This is a genomic window from Hymenobacter sedentarius (genome assembly GCF_001507645.1).
In the GTDB taxonomy this organism is placed as follows: Bacteria; Bacteroidota; Bacteroidia; order Cytophagales; family Hymenobacteraceae; genus Hymenobacter; species Hymenobacter sedentarius.
Map to the genome: position 1 here is coordinate 234140 of NZ_CP013909.1, position 13883 is coordinate 248022.

Consider the following 13883-nt stretch of genomic DNA (forward strand, 5'->3'; position numbering starts at 1 on the left):
AGCGGGCGGGGGTGGGGGCGTATTGCTCCGTTTACTCCACAATCATGTTGCACACGTTGGTGCCGGTGCGGCCGTCGGCGCTCACGTAGGCCCAGAACAGGCCTTCGGTGCTGTGGGGCATGGCTACGCGGCCGTGCCCGTCGAGGGCGATGACGCCGCCTTTGCCGCCTGCGGGGGCCACTTTCTCGTGGATGACCAGGTGCGCGGCTGCCTCCACGCTCAGGCCCCGGTACTCCATCAGCGCGGCGATGTCGTGGGCCACGGTGTGGCGAAGGAAGAATTCGCCGTGCCCGGTGCCCGACACGGCGCACACGTGGTTGGCGTAGGTGCCGGCCCCGATGATGGGCGAGTCGCCCACCCGGCCATACTGCTTGTTGAGCATGCCCCCGGTGGACGTGCCGGCGGCCAGTTGCCCGGCCTGGTCGAGGGCCACGGCGCCCACGGTGCCGTATTTGGTGGTTGGGGCGGAGGAGCTGGCTGCGGCGGCTTGCAGGGCCTGAAACTGCTGCCACCGCTCCTCGGTCCGAAACCACTCCGGCGGGGCCGTTTCCAGGCCCATTTCCGCGGCAAACTGGTCGGCGCCGGCGCCCGTGAGCAGTACGTGAGCGGAGCGTTCGAGCACAGCCCGGGCTGCCGAAATGGGGTTGCGCACGGTGCGCACGCCGGCCACCGCACCGGCTTGCAGCGTGGCGCCGTCCATCAGGGCCGCGTCCATCTCATTCAGTCCGGCGTGCGAAAACACCGAGCCGCGCCCGGCATTGAACAGAGGCGAGTCTTCCAGCAGGCGCAGGCTGGTTTCGACTGCGGTCAGGCTGCTGCCGCCCTCGGCCAGCACCGCGAAGCCCGCTTGTGCGGCAGCAGTCAAGGTGCGGTGGTATTCGGCTTCCTGCGGAAACGGGGTGCCGGCGGGGTACAGGCGGCCCGAGCCGCCGTGCAGCAACAGCGTGAAATTGGTGGAAGGCATGGGCTCTGATTAGGTAGGTTAAGATTCAACAGACTAGAAGAAGCGTCCGTATCGTTCGGCAGCTTTCACACGGGGCAGGGCTCAACTAACTCGCTTCCTCAAACGGCAGCACCACATTCGCCATCGCCTTGAGGTCCAGGTCCGGCACGAAGCCGTCGCACACGGTGAGGATGCTGTAGAGGTAGCGCTTGAGCTCCGCGGGGTCGGGCTGCTCCTGGCGTAGCGCGGCCTGTACGAGGTGCAGGGACAAATCGGCCAGCACTAGTTGCTTGCGCGTGGTGAGGTCGCTGGTCGTAACGGCTGTGGACTCCGTCAGGGCGTGGGCCTGGCGAACGAGGTCCAGAATGGCATCTTGCATTCTCAATTAGGTATTTTGGAGGGATGAATGCGGCGCTGGGCGCTGCCGCTGCAAGGTGGCAAAGCTAGTTCTTGTCCGAAGATGCCAAGAAGCTGCCCAGCTTTCTCATTAAGCAGCGACAGCTTCTGCCCTTTCTGTTAGCTCTGCTGCGGCAGCCCTAGCAAATACAGTTTCTTGGCCTTGCCGGTAATGCGTCCTTTCTCCCATTTGTAATCTTCGGTTTCGAACCCAGCCAGCAGTTGGTCCAGGTCTTCCAAGGTGTAGGTGCGGGCATTGGACACAGCCCCATCCCAGGCAAAGCACAGCGGAATAACCGGCAGTAGGTACGTAAACACCAACTGCTTCCAGGTGAGAGGCCGGGCAAAGGGCGTGAGGAAGAACACCATCATAAATATCATGGGCAGCGATACCCACCACAGCGCAGTGGGCAGGCTGTTATCGCTCATTTCGTAGATGCAGATGGCTTGCCGGCTGTCACGGGCATGCTGCAGGATGCGGCGCGCGGTGGCCGGGTTCATGTGGTGAAAGCTGCCCACCATGGTGCGCACCCCGGCTAATTCGGCCGGCACCTGCAGCGCATCCACCGGCGCCAGCCAATACGTCAGCGCCGGGTTGGGGCCGCTGTTTATTTCGGCCACCACTTCGCGGTTCGGGTACAGGTCGGTAAACGTAAGGCGCAGCTGCTCGCCGCCGGGCTGGGCCTGCAGCGCCCGAAACACTTCCCGCATGGGGCCGCCCCCACCCGAGCAAAGGTCCACGATGGTGTGCTGGCCCGTATGCTGCAAGGCCCTGGTGAGCAGGGCTGCTATATCGGCGGGGGTGCCCAGCAGGTTGTGCATCACCACCATCAGCCGGGTGAGGCAGGCGCGCAGCCAGTGCGGAAACCAGGGATAATCTTCCAGTTCGAACAGATGTATGCGCTTCATATTAGTTAGGGTGCTCTTTTCCTATCAAGGTCGGACCGGCAGCACTTATCGGCGAGTAAAAAGCATTAGTAAACTGCTAATACAGCATGGCAAGCTACACCACAGGGCAATTCATCATCCGATTGCCTTCAAAGTCAACATATCTTTTATCGAACAAGCCCCAACAAAAGAGCCCCAGCAACTGCTGGGACTATTTTGTTGGGGCTTAAGGCAACCGGCTTGCAGTTAGGCGGCCAAAGTGGGTCGGGGCAGTGGCCCTTACAGCCGGACGCCTTGCGCGTGCAATTGCTTTTCCTGTGCGGCTTGGTTGGCCGTGAATTCGGCGTGCTGCTCCGGCGTGCGAGTAGTGCCCAGGCTGGCTAAATGCTGCCGCACTTCGGCAGCCGGCAAATCGTTGCAGTACATCGGTGAGCCCGGCTGCTGGCGCCACGACTCGTGCAGGCTGCCGGCATCTACGGCGTCGTAGCCCAACTCCTCCACCAATGCCATCACCTTTTGCTTGGCGGCGGCATCGTCGCCAGCCACGGGCAGCGCGATGCGGCCGGGCGTGCCGGCGGGCTGCCCTGGTTTCTCGAGGTGCGGAGCGAGGATGTTGTTGAATACCTTCACCACCGGCTGGCCTAGGTGCTGCTGTACCCATTCGCTCTCGGTCAGGACGCCGCTTTCCAGCTCGGGCAGCTGGCCGTCGCGCAGCAAGGGATAGTAGTTGCTGGTGTCAATTACCGGTACGCTGGCGGGCACGCCCTCAAACAGGTCCTTGGGCAGATCGGGAATGTTTTTCAGCGGAATGGTTACCACAATGATGTCGCCGTGGCGGGCGGCTTCCCGGGCCGTAACGGGGGTGGCGCCGGTTTTTTGGGCTAGCTCCGTTAGCGTTTCGGGGCCGCGGGAGTTGGCAATGTATACCGAGTGGCCGAGGCTGGTGAGCCGCCCGGCGAGGGCGCTGCCGATGTGGCCGGCCCCAATGATTCCAATGTTCATAAGCAGTAAATTGAGCTAGCGTTTTGTGAGCCGCTCTTGTGTAAAGCGGTACGCTCTAAGACTACCTGCTCCCTGAGATTGTTCAGCCGCGCCGGCAGTGGGCCATACATTGGCAAGCAGCCGAGGCTTTTACAGTTCCCACTCCCCTGCCAGCAGGCGCGGCAGTAGCGGGTGCAGCATGCGGTAGGTGGCGCCCCACAGGTAGTGCGGCCCCACCCGCCAGAAAGGCACCAGCTCGGGGTTGGGCCAGCCGGGGAATTGCCACAGTTCCTGGCCGGCGTTGGCGGGGTCGGCCAGGTGGCGAAGGGGCACTTCCAGCACTTCCGCTATTTCGGGCTGGGCCGCGCGCCACGTGGGCGGCGGAGCGATGCGGGCCAGAAACGGGGTGATGTGAAAGCCCGTGGAGCGTGTGTGCAGGGGCGGTAGCTCGGCCAGCACCTCAATGGCGGCCGCAGCCAGCCCAATTTCCTCTTCGGTTTCGCGCAGGGCTGTGGCCAGCAGGGAGGCGTCGGTGGGGTCGCGCTTGCCGCCAGGGAATGCCAGCTGCCCGCCGTGCACGCCGTGGTCGCCGCGGCGCACCAGCACGAGCGTGGGTTCGCCGGCCGCGTTGCGAAACACGGGGACGAGCACGGCTGATTCGCGCAGGGCAGGCGGAGGATTCATAAAACTGGAGACGGACAATGCTCGTGGCGAGGCACCTGGAAGCGGCCGCTACGCTGCAATATCAGCAACATGGGCAAAACCCGGGAAAAGGCTACCTCTTCGGCACGAGTTACGCTGTGCTAAACCCACGCTAGGGCAGTTGCAGAAGAGCCCATATCGCTAATTCGCCGCCCGCGCCACCGGGAAACCGGGCGGGCCGCGGGCGGCGAATTAGCGAGGCTTGGAAACGCCAAGGCAGCAGCTCGCCCCACAAGCTGTGGGAAAAACTGCTACCTCAACTGTATCCACTCGGCTTAACCATTCGGCGGGCCAGTGGAGGGAGTTAACCCACTCTTGGGCAACGCGCGGCTTGGTTAGTTGCCGCCCTGGCCGTTGCCGCTGTCGCCGGCTTTCTGGTCGTCGTTGCGGATGCTGCGCTTGGGGCGGCTGGGCTTGTTTTCCAGCTTGCCAAACCGGTAGCTGAAGGCGGCCCGCACGCCGCGGTTGTACACGTAGGTGGTGTTGGTCGAGACCGACTGGCCGGTGTCAAAGTCGTTGGTCAGCTTCACGTAGGAGCTGAAGGGGTTGTCGGCGTTCAGGGTCAGGTCGCCTTTGCCTTTCCAGAGGTCTTTGCGCAGGCCCAGGGAGTACATCTGCCAGGGCGAGCTAGGGAGTGTTTACAGTTAGAGCCAGGTTAAAGCTGCAACTAAGCAGCAAGTAGCAAAGTAGTTGGCGGCGCGTTTGTCGAATCGGGTAGCTACGGCCCGAAAGCGTTTTAAGCCATTAATAGCCCGTTCGATGTGGTTGCGCTCTTTGTAGCTTTCAGCGTCATGCGCCAACGGGACCGTGCGGTTTTTCTTGCCGGGAATCACGGCCGTGGCCCCTGCCTGCTGGATTTGGGCGCGCACGTAGCCCGCGTCGTAGGCCCGGTCGGCCAGCACCGCCTGCCCCGGGCGCAAGTGCTGCACCAGCAACCCGAGCGCTTGCGGGCAATCCCCCGCGTGGCCCCCGGTCAGGGCCAGGGCGCAAATGCGGCCCTGCGCGTCGCAACTCAGGTGGAGTTTGGTCGTGAAGCCGCCGCGGCTGCGGCCGAGCGCCTGCCCGCAAGGGCTGTCTTTTTTTTCGCGCCGGCGGCCACCTGGTGCGCCCGTACGGTGGTGGAATCGACCAGCAGGCGGTGCAAGCCGGCTTCCTGTTGCACTTGGGCCAGCACCCGGGGCCATACCCCGGCTTGCCGCCAGCGGCGAAACCGGGCGTACACCGTGTGCCAGGGCCCAAACCGCTCGGCCGGCAAATCACGCCACGAGACGCCGCAACGGGCCCGCCAGAGCACGGCTTCCACGAACAAGCGCGTGTCTTTGGCCGTCGTGCCCGGCGAACTTTCTTGGCCCGGCAGCAACGGCGAAAGCTTCGCCCACTGCGCATCGGTCAATAAACTCCGGTCTTTATTCATGCTCAAAGGTCGACCTTAACTGTAAACACTCCCTAGTGCCCTGCAGCTGAATGCGCGGCGAGTTGAGCATGGCAAACATCTGGAAGCTGATGCCCTTGCCCAATTTATAGCCCGAGTTGATGTTGGCCGAGTACACCACGCCGCGGTTGCTGGTGTTCAGGGTCTTGCTGCTCAGGTACACGTAGAAGGCGCTGATGTTGCCGCTGATGTTCCACTTGGGCAAGGGCTTGGCCGAGCCGAACAGGTTGAGGCCGTAGGTCTGGTTGCGGGCCACGTTGCCGAAGGTGGCCAGCACCCGGCCGTTGGCGTCGGTGCTGTACACCCGCTCGATGGCGTTGTTGGTTTGGCGCGAATACACTGTCACGTTGATGCTGGTGCCCTTGGCAAAGGTGTTCCAGTTCAGCTCGTAGTTGTCTGTGAATTCAGCGTTCAGCTCGGGGTTGCCCTTCGAAACGTTGCGCGGGTCGCTGGTGTTTTCGTACGGGTTGAGGTATAAGATGCTCGGGCGCTGGATGCGGCGCGAGTAGGTGGCCCGCAGCGAGGAGCCGGGCTGCTTGAGGTTGCGCGTGAGGGCCACGTTGGGCAGCACGTTGGTGTAGGTCAGGCGGAACTCGTTGTCCTGGTTTTGGAAGTTGCCGCGCAGGTCAGTGCGCTCCACGCGGGCACCCAGGCGGGCGGTGTATTTCTTGCCCAGGCTGGTGCCGTAGGTTGCGTAGCCGGCCAGCACGTCCTGGTCGTAGTCAAACTTGTTGGTCAGGCTGGGCTCCAGTCCAAATACGCCGGTGCTCAGGTTGGTGCGGTACACCTCGTAGTCGCTGAACACCGTGCGCTGAATCATCTTGGCGCCCACTTCCACGGTTTGCTTCTCGCCGATGGGGTGCACGTAGTCGGTTTGCAGGGTGCTTTCGAGGTTGCGGGCCAGGTTGGGGCTCTGCTCGCGGTACTGCGGGTTGTCGAAATCGGGGCTGAGGAGGGGGAATTGCCGCACGTCGTAGTCGTTGTCGCGGCGGTTGCGGCTGTGCTGGGCCAGCACCGTCCACTCGCGGCGGCTTTTGGCCCCGAAGCTGCGCGTGTAGGAGCCCAGCAGGTCGTAGCTGCGGTTGGTGGCGTCCATCGTCTGCTCGCGGGTGTAGTTGCCAAACAGCGGGTTGGTGCTGGTGGGCTGGCCCTGGTCGAGGGTGTAGCGGTTGTTGATGTCGAGGTCGAACTGGTTGCCGAACTGGGCCGTGCTGAAGGTCAGGCTGAGGGCGTGGTTGGGCGCGGGCTAGTATTCCAGCCCAACGCGGCCCTGGCCGCCTCCGCCCATGCCCGTGCCGTCGTTGCGCTGGTACAGCCGGCCCGTGGTCAGGACCGATTGGCCGTTGACCACCGTGCGCACGTCCCTATCGATGCGGTCCACTTCCTGGTCGCCGGGCGAATAGAAGGCGAAGGCGTTCACGCCCGCCGTCACGCCCAGCTTGCCTTTGCGGGCGTTGAGGGTGAAGTTGCCGTTGGAGTTGCGCGTGCCCAGGGCCAGGCCCACGTTGCCGTTCACGCCCTGTAGGTTGTTTTCCTTGAGCACGATGTTGATGATGCCGGCCGAGCCTTCGCCGTCGTACTTGGCCGAGGGCGAGGTGATGACTTCCACCGACTTAATCTGGTCGCCGGGCAGCTGCTTGAGGGCCGTGGCAATGTCGCCCGAAATCACGGCCGAGGGCTTGCCGTTGATGAGGATGCGCACGTTGCCGGAGCCGCGCAGCTGCAGGTTGCCGTCGGGGTCCACGCTCACCATGGGGCCTTGCGCAGCACGTCGGCGGCGGTGCTGCCTTTGTTGGTGTTGTCGGTGGCGGCGTTGTACACCAGGCGGTCGGGCTTACTTTCCACCACGGGGCGCTCGCCGTTCACGGTCACTTCGTTGAGCTGCTGGGCGGCGGGCGTCAGGGCCACGGTGCCCAGGTCGAGGGTCATTTTGCCGTCGGCCAAAGTCACCGGCTGCGTGAGGCTGCCGTAGCCAATGAAGCTGAGCTGCAGGCGGTACTCGCCGGCGGCCAGTCCCTTCATGCTGAAGCGGCCTTTGTCGTCGGCCACGGTGCCGTCCACGGGTTTGTCGCCGGTGGCGGGCAGCAGGGCCACAGTGGCAAACTCCACTGGTTTCTTGGTGGCGCCGTCCAGTACCACGCCGCTGATGCGGCCGGTGCCGCGGGCGGCAGGCAGCGTTACCAGGGCCGGGGAGGTAGCGCCCGGTGCGCCCGTCGGAATGCCGGCGGGGCCACCCGCGGGACGTGAAGCTGGAGCCGCGGGAGCCTGAGCCACGGCTTCGTGAGCAAGCACACTGGCCAGGGCCAGCATTGGCAGTAAGGGGTTATTCATAAAAAGTGCAGAAAAAAGGTGGTCAGGAAAGCGGTGCGTGCAACGAGTAGGCAGGATTTATCATCCGCGCCTAATAGGTGTATCGCGGTACCCCAACGTTGCATTACATAAAAAGTATTTTTTTCTATCCTTGTGGATTCCCACTTCCTGAAAGGCACATTTGGGCCTGTGGCAGCCGCGCAGCAGTCCCGGCCACCGGCTCGGCCAGCAGCATCTTATTCACCACCCAGGCCAGCGCCCGCAACGCAAGAAGCTGCGGGCGCTGGGTGCCCTAAACCGTTACGCCAGCTGGCGGTTTGAATGTGTGCCCGTGGCGGCGGCCCGGCGAAACAGCAACCCCGAAACGGCCCACAGCGCGGCGAAAACTGCATTCGCGCCTACCACATTCACCATGTGCACCTGGGGTTCGGCAGCAGCACCCGTGGGCTTCCAGATGAATAGCGCAATCACGGTGACCACCACATAGGTCAGCGACGCCGCGAACATGGCATTGGACATACCCAGCGGCCGGAAGCGCGCCACGAATGCCCCGACGAGGGCTACCGCCAGCACCGCCACATACAGCAGATTAGCGGGGTTGTCCTCACTCCCGACGAGCCCTACCGCTAGATTGGCCCACACGAGCAGCAGTCCGGCGGCCACCCCCAGGCCGGCGCCCAGGCGGTACATGGTATTGTCCCCCATCCGCGCAATCAGGACAAACGTGAGGCCCGCGCCGAACAGCATCACGCCCGCGACAATGAAATCGGACAAGGTCCAATTCACTTCCTTGGTGAACTGCATTGCCACCAGGGGTATCAGCAATAGGAAGGCCGTAGCGAGGGCCACGCGGGTAAGGCTTTTGGCGAGTGTCATGGCAGTAGTCGTTTTGGTTGAGATGAGAGTTAGAAGAACCCTTTAAAAGCGGGTCGTTTTGAATTAAGAAGCTGTGTCGGCGCGGCCGGAGCCATGGCCATGGGGCTGAAAAACAAGTGCCAAGGGCTTCCCGCAACCGGCCTCCCCCGGCAGTGGACGGCTTTATGAGATAGAACGATGCAAAGGAAACAAAAGAACTTTGCATTACAAAGTGGCGCCTTAAAAAACTATTCGCCTTTGCGATGGGCGTAGATATTTAGCTCAAGAATGGGACGATGGTAAAGCCCGTGGCGTGTCATTAGATGGACACCCGCCACCTGCATGTTTTGGCTATACTATGATAAGCATGAGCCGCTTAGCTACAAAGATTCTCAGAAGTTAGCCCCACCGCCTGGCCCGGCTCACGGCCTGCTGCTGGCTGCCCCAGCGCTACTTGGGCGGCATTTCCTGCAGCGTCCAGGTATTGCCATCGGGGTCTTGGAAGCCCACGTACTTCATGCCGCCGCCCAAATCCTGGATTTCGCCCATGGGCACGCCCCGGCCCGCCAGTTCGGCGCGAACTTGGGCAATATCGGCGACCACCAGGTGCAAGCCGCGCAGGCAACCCACCGGCATGGCCAGGCCAAACAGCCCCTCGCTCATCACAATGGAACAGCCCGAACCGGGCGGGGTGAGCTGCACCACCCGCACCGTGGCACTGGGCCGCACGTCGTGGTCGAGCTTAAAGCCGACTTGTTCGGCATAAAACGTTTTGGCGCGGTCTATGTCGGTGACCGGCACCGGCACCAGCTCAAGTTTCATCTCCATAAAGGCGTTGACGGAAGAAGGATTGGCAAGCAAAGTACAGCCACTTCTCCCTTGCCCTTGCAGAACTCGGAAGAACTTCTCGTGTGAGAAATCAGCTCAATTTTCTCCCCACCGGCCGGAGCATCGTGGGGCGGCTACGGGCAGGGTTGAGCTGGGCCTCACGGTACCTACTCCCCTGCCAGCAGGCGCGCTGCAAGGCGCTGGGGCAGCGGCTACTGCTCAATAGCTGCCGCGGCATAAAGCATCTGCACGTTTCGCTGCTGGTGGGCCCAGAAGCCCACTCATACTCCGTGAAGGGCCAGAGTGCGGACGAGCAAGTAGTACCAGGCATAGGGCTGGCCCATAGGCCAAGACCTCCTTCCAACCTCCGTTCTCTCGGCGCTGAAAAAAAATTTCTAAAAAGTCTGTAACGTTCTCCTACATGGGCGGTATCCACTTCTGAAAGCACTCTTCTCCGCCTGCCATATGCACGCCGCTCCACCGTGCAGCCCCTTGTGCTGCTGAGTTCTCCCCGAAGCCCTGCTCCGAAGAACTAAAACGCAATCCCGCCAGCCGCCCGGCTTTGTCAAGTCGGCGCGAAGCCTGCGACAGAATTTCCTTGAATTCTGGCTCTCGATTATCAACTACACTGGGATAGAAGTAAGCCAAACAGGTAGAATAAACATCATCTACTATGTTTTGCATGCTACCTGGCATAACACTATACTATTGTATAACCTGCTTCCTAGACCACCTTTTTTCTCCTTTTTCAACTCATCTTTTCTGCAACCATGAACTTCTCTTTCAACCTCCGCCCCACTCAGTCGCTCACGGCCTCCGCTCCCCTACGCCTGGCTTCAGCCCAATCCCTGCGGGCTGCCTTGTTCGGCGGGCTGGCCATCCTGGGCTGCAGCAGCGCGGCAATGGGCCAGGATTCTCCGTCCGTTAAAGCTCAGCAAACCGATGCCCACACCCTGGCTCTCACCGTCGAAAACCCCACCCAGCAGCGGGTACAGCTGGAAGTGGTATCATCCCAAGGCCACTACTCCCGCCTTCTGAATGAAGTGCACCACCGCCCTTCCTACGGCACGAAGCTCAGCTTCAACAAAGTACCCGCCGGGGACTATGCCGTCCGGCTGCGCGTGGGGCGCGAGAGCTACCGCTACCATGTGCAAGTACCAGCCACTCCGCAAACCGCCATCTTAGTACAGGAGCTGGCCCCGACCCCGGCCCAAGTGATGGTAGCCCAATCGGCTCGCTAGCCGCGTCGGGCACACCAACCCTCCGTATGTAGCTCATCTGAGTTCAGTTTAAGCGAAAGGGAGGCCTAAAGCCCCGCCGAGTGGCGGACCTTTAGGCCTCCCTTTCTGTCCTTCTCAGGGTGCCCCGTCGGGGCGATGCCGCGTTGAGCTGCAGGGCCCAAGTGCCGCCGCGGTACCGGCTTCGAGCAGTGGGGTAGGGAAATTAATCGTGCTGTTCGTGAATGAGGCGCAGCCGGGTAAGTTGCGCGGGAGAGATGCGGCGGCCTGCTCAGTATAACAGCTAAATAGCCACCTTTGCAGGATACTGGAAGCTGCTGCAGCTTCTGGGGCCTCGCTTGCCTTTGCTAGGGCGGGCGGGGCTCTTTCGCAAATCCATCCCAACTCACCTCACTTCCTACATGCCCTCTCACCGTACTTCAACCGGGTATTTTTCACTCAAAAGCGTCCGTCAAACCCTGACCCTCCTTTGCCTCTGTTTCCTGTGGCAAACTGCCCTCGCGGAAGTAATAAAATCACCCAATGGCAAGCTGACGCTCACGTTTGCCCTGCAGGCCGATGGCGTGCCCACCTACCACCTCACCTACAAGGGGCGCGACGTTATTAAAACCAGCAAGCTCGGGCTTGAGCTAAAAAATGCCCCGGCGCTCACCAGCGGCTTTACCGTGGCCGACAGCAAGCAGCGCACGTTTGATGAAAGCTGGCAGCCGGTGTGGGGCGAGGTAAAAACCATCCGCAACCACTACAACGAGTTGGCCGTGACCCTAAAGCAGGCCGCTACCGACCGCACGGTGCGGGTGCGCTTCCGCGTGTTCGACGACGGCCTGGGCTTCCGCTACGAGTTTCCGCGCCAGCCCAAGCTCGATTACTTTACCATCAAGGAGGAACGCACGCAGTTTGCCCTAGCCGGCGACCACAAAGCCTTCTGGCTACCCGGCGACTACGACACCCAGGAATACAGCACGGTCACGTCAAAGCTATCGGAAGTGCGTGGCAAAATGAAAGCCGCCGTGACCGGTAACGCCTCGCAGACCACCTTCTCGCCCACCGGCGTACAAACCCCGCTTATGCTCAAAAGCCAGGACGGGCTCTACATCAACATCCACGAGGCGGCCCTGATTGACTACTCCTGCATGCACCTGGAGCTCGACGACAAGAACTTCGTGCTGGAGTCGCACCTCACGCCGGATGCGGTGGGCGACAAAGGCCTGATTCAGACGCCAGCGCTCTCGCCCTGGCGCACGGTCATCGTGAGCGACCGGGCCGGCGACATTCTGGAATCCAAGCTGGTGCTGAACCTCAACGAGCCCACCAAGTTCAAAGACACCAGCTGGATTAAGCCGGTGAAGTACGTGGGTGTGTGGTGGGAGATGATTACGGGCAAAAGCACGTGGTCGTACACTAACATGGACAACATTAAGCTCGACTCCGTCGACTACCGCAAGGTGAAGCCCAACGGCACGCACGGCGCCAATACCGCCCACGTGAAGGAGTACATCGACTTCGCCGCCCTGCACGGCTTCGACGCCGTGCTGGTGGAAGGCTGGAACATCGGCTGGGAAGACTGGTTCGGCAAGCACAAAGACTACGTGTTCGACTTCGTGACGCCCTACCCCGATTTCAACGTGCCCGAGCTGCAGCAATACGCCGCGAGTAAGAACGTGAAAATCATCATGCACCACGAAACCAGCGGCTCGGTGCGCAACTACGAGCGGCACCTGGACTCGGCCTTTCAGTTCATGAACAAGTACGGCTACAACGCCGTGAAAACCGGCTACGTGGGCGACATCGTGCCCCTGGGCCACCACCACTACGACCAGTGGCTGATAAACCACTACAACTACGTGCTGGAAAAAGCCGCCGAGCACCACATCATGGTGAACGGCCACGAGGCCGTGCGCCCCACCGGCCTGGCCCGCACCTACCCCAACCTGATTGGCAACGAGGCCGCCCGCGGCACCGAGTACGAGGCCTTTGGCGGCAGCAACCCCGACCATACCACCATCCTGCCCTTCACCCGCCTCATCGGCGGCCCGATGGACTACACGCCCGGCATTTTCCAAACCCAAATCAGCGTCATCAACCCGCAGAACAAATCCTTCGTGCACAGCACCCTGGTGCGCCAAATGGCCTTGTACGTGACCATGTACTCGCCCCTGCAAATGGCTGCCGACCTGCCCGAAAACTACAACAAGCACCTCGACGCCTTCCAGTTCATCAAGGACGTGGCCGTGGACTGGGACGACACCCACGTGCTCGAAGCCGAGCCCGGCGACTACATTACCATCGCCCGCAAGGCCAAGGGCAAAAGCAGCTGGTTTATCGGCAGCACCTGTGATGAGAATGGCCGCACGTCGAACATCAAGCTCGACTTCCTGGCGCCTGGCAAAAAGTACGTGGCCACCATTTACGCCGACGCCAAGGACGCTCACTACGAAAAAAATCCGCAGGCCTACACCATCCGCAAACTGAACGTGACACGCAAGACCAAGCTGGCGCAGTACTGCGCGCCCGGCGGCGGCTACGCCATCAGCGTGATGGAAGCCACCAAGTAGCGGCACCTACAGAACCTGGGCGGAAGGGCTAATGCGCGGCCTTTCTGCTCAGGTTTTCCAGCGAAGCCTTGAACTCGGGCGTATCGTATTCGGCCATGCCGTCGTGCCGGGCCGCCACTTGCCCATCGGGGCCGAGAATGACGGCGGACGGGATGGAGTTGGAGTCGAACGGCGCCGGCAGCGGGCCCGTGGGGAAGTACAGCGGAAAGGTAAAGCCCTGACTTTTCAGGTACTTCTGGGCCTTGGCCGGGTTGTCGTCGAGCGAGAGCATCACGAAGGCGACCTTCGACTTATCGACCTTCTGGTACAGGGCCTCGATGCCGGGCATTTCGGCGCGGCAGGGTGGGCACCAGCTGGCCCACAGGTTCACGAACACGGCCTTGCCCTTGAGGTCGCTCAGGCTCACGGCCTTGCCCTCCGGGGTCACCATCGGCAGGTTGTGCGGGTAAACCGGGCCGCCGGTCGGCACCACCGGCAGCGCGGTGATTGGGGCCACGGGAACCTCCGCTTTCCAGAGCCCCGTGGCCAGCAGGCCGCGCTGCACGCCACCAAGCACGATGGGCCGCAGGGGCGTGAACAGGACGAGGGCAAACAGGGCCAGCGGCAGCCACTGCATCAGTGCTTTATGCTTCATAGAGAGGATTGGCATAGAGTTGTTCGGCGCCCGGGTTGGGCCGTTGCGGGAAACAAGACGGCGCGAAGGTGGCCACCTTTTTCCCACCTGCGGAGCGCAACAGGCCAAAGGCACCGGAAAC

General features: G+C 62.0%; 14 protein-coding genes and 1 pseudogene. 2 read left to right on the top strand and 13 right to left on the bottom strand.

Features of this window, described 5'->3' with window-relative positions; all coding sequences use genetic code 11:
- Positions 1-31 precede the first annotated feature (31 nt).
- The 12 genes and pseudogenes from AUC43_RS01015 to AUC43_RS01075 all read right to left on the bottom strand — a co-directional run bounded on the left by AUC43_RS01015 (position 32) and on the right by AUC43_RS01075 (position 9335).
- Complete coding sequence (locus tag AUC43_RS01015) at positions 32-964, bottom strand: isoaspartyl peptidase/L-asparaginase family protein (protein WP_068188661.1); 933 nt, start codon at positions 962-964, stop codon at positions 32-34.
- A gap of 85 nt (positions 965-1049) precedes the next feature.
- Positions 1050-1322, bottom strand: coding sequence for a hypothetical protein (locus AUC43_RS01020; protein ID WP_068188665.1), 273 nt, complete (start codon positions 1320-1322; stop codon positions 1050-1052).
- A gap of 137 nt (positions 1323-1459) precedes the next feature.
- The gene (locus tag AUC43_RS01025) at positions 1460-2248 is read right to left on the bottom strand and encodes a hypothetical protein (RefSeq protein ID WP_068188669.1); all 789 of its coding nucleotides are present in this window, start codon (positions 2246-2248) and stop codon (positions 1460-1462) included.
- A gap of 258 nt (positions 2249-2506) precedes the next feature.
- Positions 2507-3229 (bottom strand): NADPH-dependent F420 reductase, encoded by a 723-nt coding sequence (locus tag AUC43_RS01030; RefSeq protein ID WP_068188672.1) that lies wholly within the window; start codon positions 3227-3229, stop codon positions 2507-2509.
- Between the two features lie 129 nt (positions 3230-3358).
- Entirely contained in the window at positions 3359-3892 is a 534-nt protein-coding gene (locus AUC43_RS01035; RefSeq protein ID WP_068188677.1) for an NUDIX hydrolase, read from the bottom strand.
- A 353-nt stretch (positions 3893-4245) separates the two neighbouring features.
- Positions 4246-4524, bottom strand: coding sequence for an outer membrane beta-barrel protein (locus AUC43_RS01040; protein WP_068188681.1), 279 nt, complete (start codon positions 4522-4524; stop codon positions 4246-4248).
- 30 nt (positions 4525-4554) lie between these two features.
- Positions 4555-5324 (bottom strand): annotated as a pseudogene (locus AUC43_RS21365) (IS5 family transposase).
- The gene (locus AUC43_RS01055) at positions 5317-6564 is read right to left on the bottom strand and encodes an outer membrane beta-barrel family protein (RefSeq protein ID WP_082684825.1); all 1248 of its coding nucleotides are present in this window, start codon (positions 6562-6564) and stop codon (positions 5317-5319) included. Before AUC43_RS01055 ends, AUC43_RS21365 begins: the two are co-directional and overlap by 8 nt.
- A 24-nt stretch (positions 6565-6588) precedes the next feature.
- Positions 6589-7095, bottom strand: a complete 507-nt coding sequence (locus AUC43_RS01060) for a TonB-dependent receptor plug domain-containing protein (RefSeq protein WP_068188687.1) — start codon at positions 7093-7095, stop codon at positions 6589-6591.
- The gene (locus tag AUC43_RS01065) at positions 7089-7673 is read right to left on the bottom strand and encodes a carboxypeptidase-like regulatory domain-containing protein (protein WP_082684826.1); all 585 of its coding nucleotides are present in this window, start codon (positions 7671-7673) and stop codon (positions 7089-7091) included. Before AUC43_RS01065 ends, AUC43_RS01060 begins: the two co-directional genes overlap by 7 nt.
- A gap of 279 nt (positions 7674-7952) precedes the next feature.
- Entirely contained in the window at positions 7953-8528 is a 576-nt protein-coding gene (locus AUC43_RS21370; RefSeq protein WP_068188693.1) for a hypothetical protein, read from the bottom strand.
- 429 nt (positions 8529-8957) lie between these two features.
- Entirely contained in the window at positions 8958-9335 is a 378-nt protein-coding gene (locus AUC43_RS01075) for a VOC family protein (protein WP_068188696.1), read from the bottom strand.
- 770 nt (positions 9336-10105) lie between these two features.
- Between AUC43_RS01075 and AUC43_RS01080 the strand changes: the two genes are divergently transcribed.
- Together AUC43_RS01080 and AUC43_RS01085 are read left to right on the top strand one after the other, a co-directional pair.
- On the top strand, positions 10106-10576 hold the full coding sequence (locus AUC43_RS01080) for a hypothetical protein (protein ID WP_068188699.1): 471 nt from the start codon (positions 10106-10108) through the stop codon (positions 10574-10576).
- Positions 10577-10974: 398 nt separating this feature from the next.
- On the top strand, positions 10975-13128 hold the full coding sequence (locus tag AUC43_RS01085) for a glycoside hydrolase family 97 protein (protein WP_082684827.1): 2154 nt from the start codon (positions 10975-10977) through the stop codon (positions 13126-13128).
- 28 nt (positions 13129-13156) lie between these two features.
- Here AUC43_RS01085 and AUC43_RS01090 read toward each other — a convergent pair whose 3' ends face one another.
- On the bottom strand, positions 13157-13762 hold the full coding sequence (locus AUC43_RS01090) for a TlpA family protein disulfide reductase (protein WP_068188701.1): 606 nt from the start codon (positions 13760-13762) through the stop codon (positions 13157-13159).
- Between the last annotated feature and the right edge of the window lie 121 nt (positions 13763-13883).

What these genes read in the sequence shown, in the direction of transcription:
- AUC43_RS01030 (WP_068188672.1), bottom strand. Translation starts at nt 3,229, where the DNA reads ATGAACATTGGAATCATTGGGGCCGGCCACATCGGCAGCGCCCTCGCC.
- AUC43_RS21370 (WP_068188693.1), bottom strand. Translation starts at nt 8,528, where the DNA reads ATGACACTCGCCAAAAGCCTTACCCGCGTGGCCCTCGCTACGGCCTTC.
- AUC43_RS01015 (WP_068188661.1), bottom strand. Translation starts at nt 964, where the DNA reads ATGCCTTCCACCAATTTCACGCTGTTGCTGCACGGCGGCTCGGGCCGC.
- AUC43_RS01020 (WP_068188665.1), bottom strand. Translation starts at nt 1,322, where the DNA reads ATGCAAGATGCCATTCTGGACCTCGTTCGCCAGGCCCACGCCCTGACG.
- AUC43_RS01060 (WP_068188687.1), bottom strand. Translation starts at nt 7,095, where the DNA reads ATGGTGAGCGTGGACCCCGACGGCAACCTGCAGCTGCGCGGCTCCGGC.
- AUC43_RS01025 (WP_068188669.1), bottom strand. Translation starts at nt 2,248, where the DNA reads ATGAAGCGCATACATCTGTTCGAACTGGAAGATTATCCCTGGTTTCCG.
- AUC43_RS01085 (WP_082684827.1), top strand. Translation starts at nt 10,975, where the DNA reads ATGCCCTCTCACCGTACTTCAACCGGGTATTTTTCACTCAAAAGCGTC.
- AUC43_RS01080 (WP_068188699.1), top strand. Translation starts at nt 10,106, where the DNA reads ATGAACTTCTCTTTCAACCTCCGCCCCACTCAGTCGCTCACGGCCTCC.
- AUC43_RS01065 (WP_082684826.1), bottom strand. Translation starts at nt 7,673, where the DNA reads ATGAATAACCCCTTACTGCCAATGCTGGCCCTGGCCAGTGTGCTTGCT.
- AUC43_RS01075 (WP_068188696.1), bottom strand. Translation starts at nt 9,335, where the DNA reads ATGGAGATGAAACTTGAGCTGGTGCCGGTGCCGGTCACCGACATAGAC.
- AUC43_RS01035 (WP_068188677.1), bottom strand. Translation starts at nt 3,892, where the DNA reads ATGAATCCTCCGCCTGCCCTGCGCGAATCAGCCGTGCTCGTCCCCGTG.
- AUC43_RS01090 (WP_068188701.1), bottom strand. Translation starts at nt 13,762, where the DNA reads ATGAAGCATAAAGCACTGATGCAGTGGCTGCCGCTGGCCCTGTTTGCC.
- AUC43_RS01040 (WP_068188681.1), bottom strand. Translation starts at nt 4,524, where the DNA reads ATGTACTCCCTGGGCCTGCGCAAAGACCTCTGGAAAGGCAAAGGCGAC.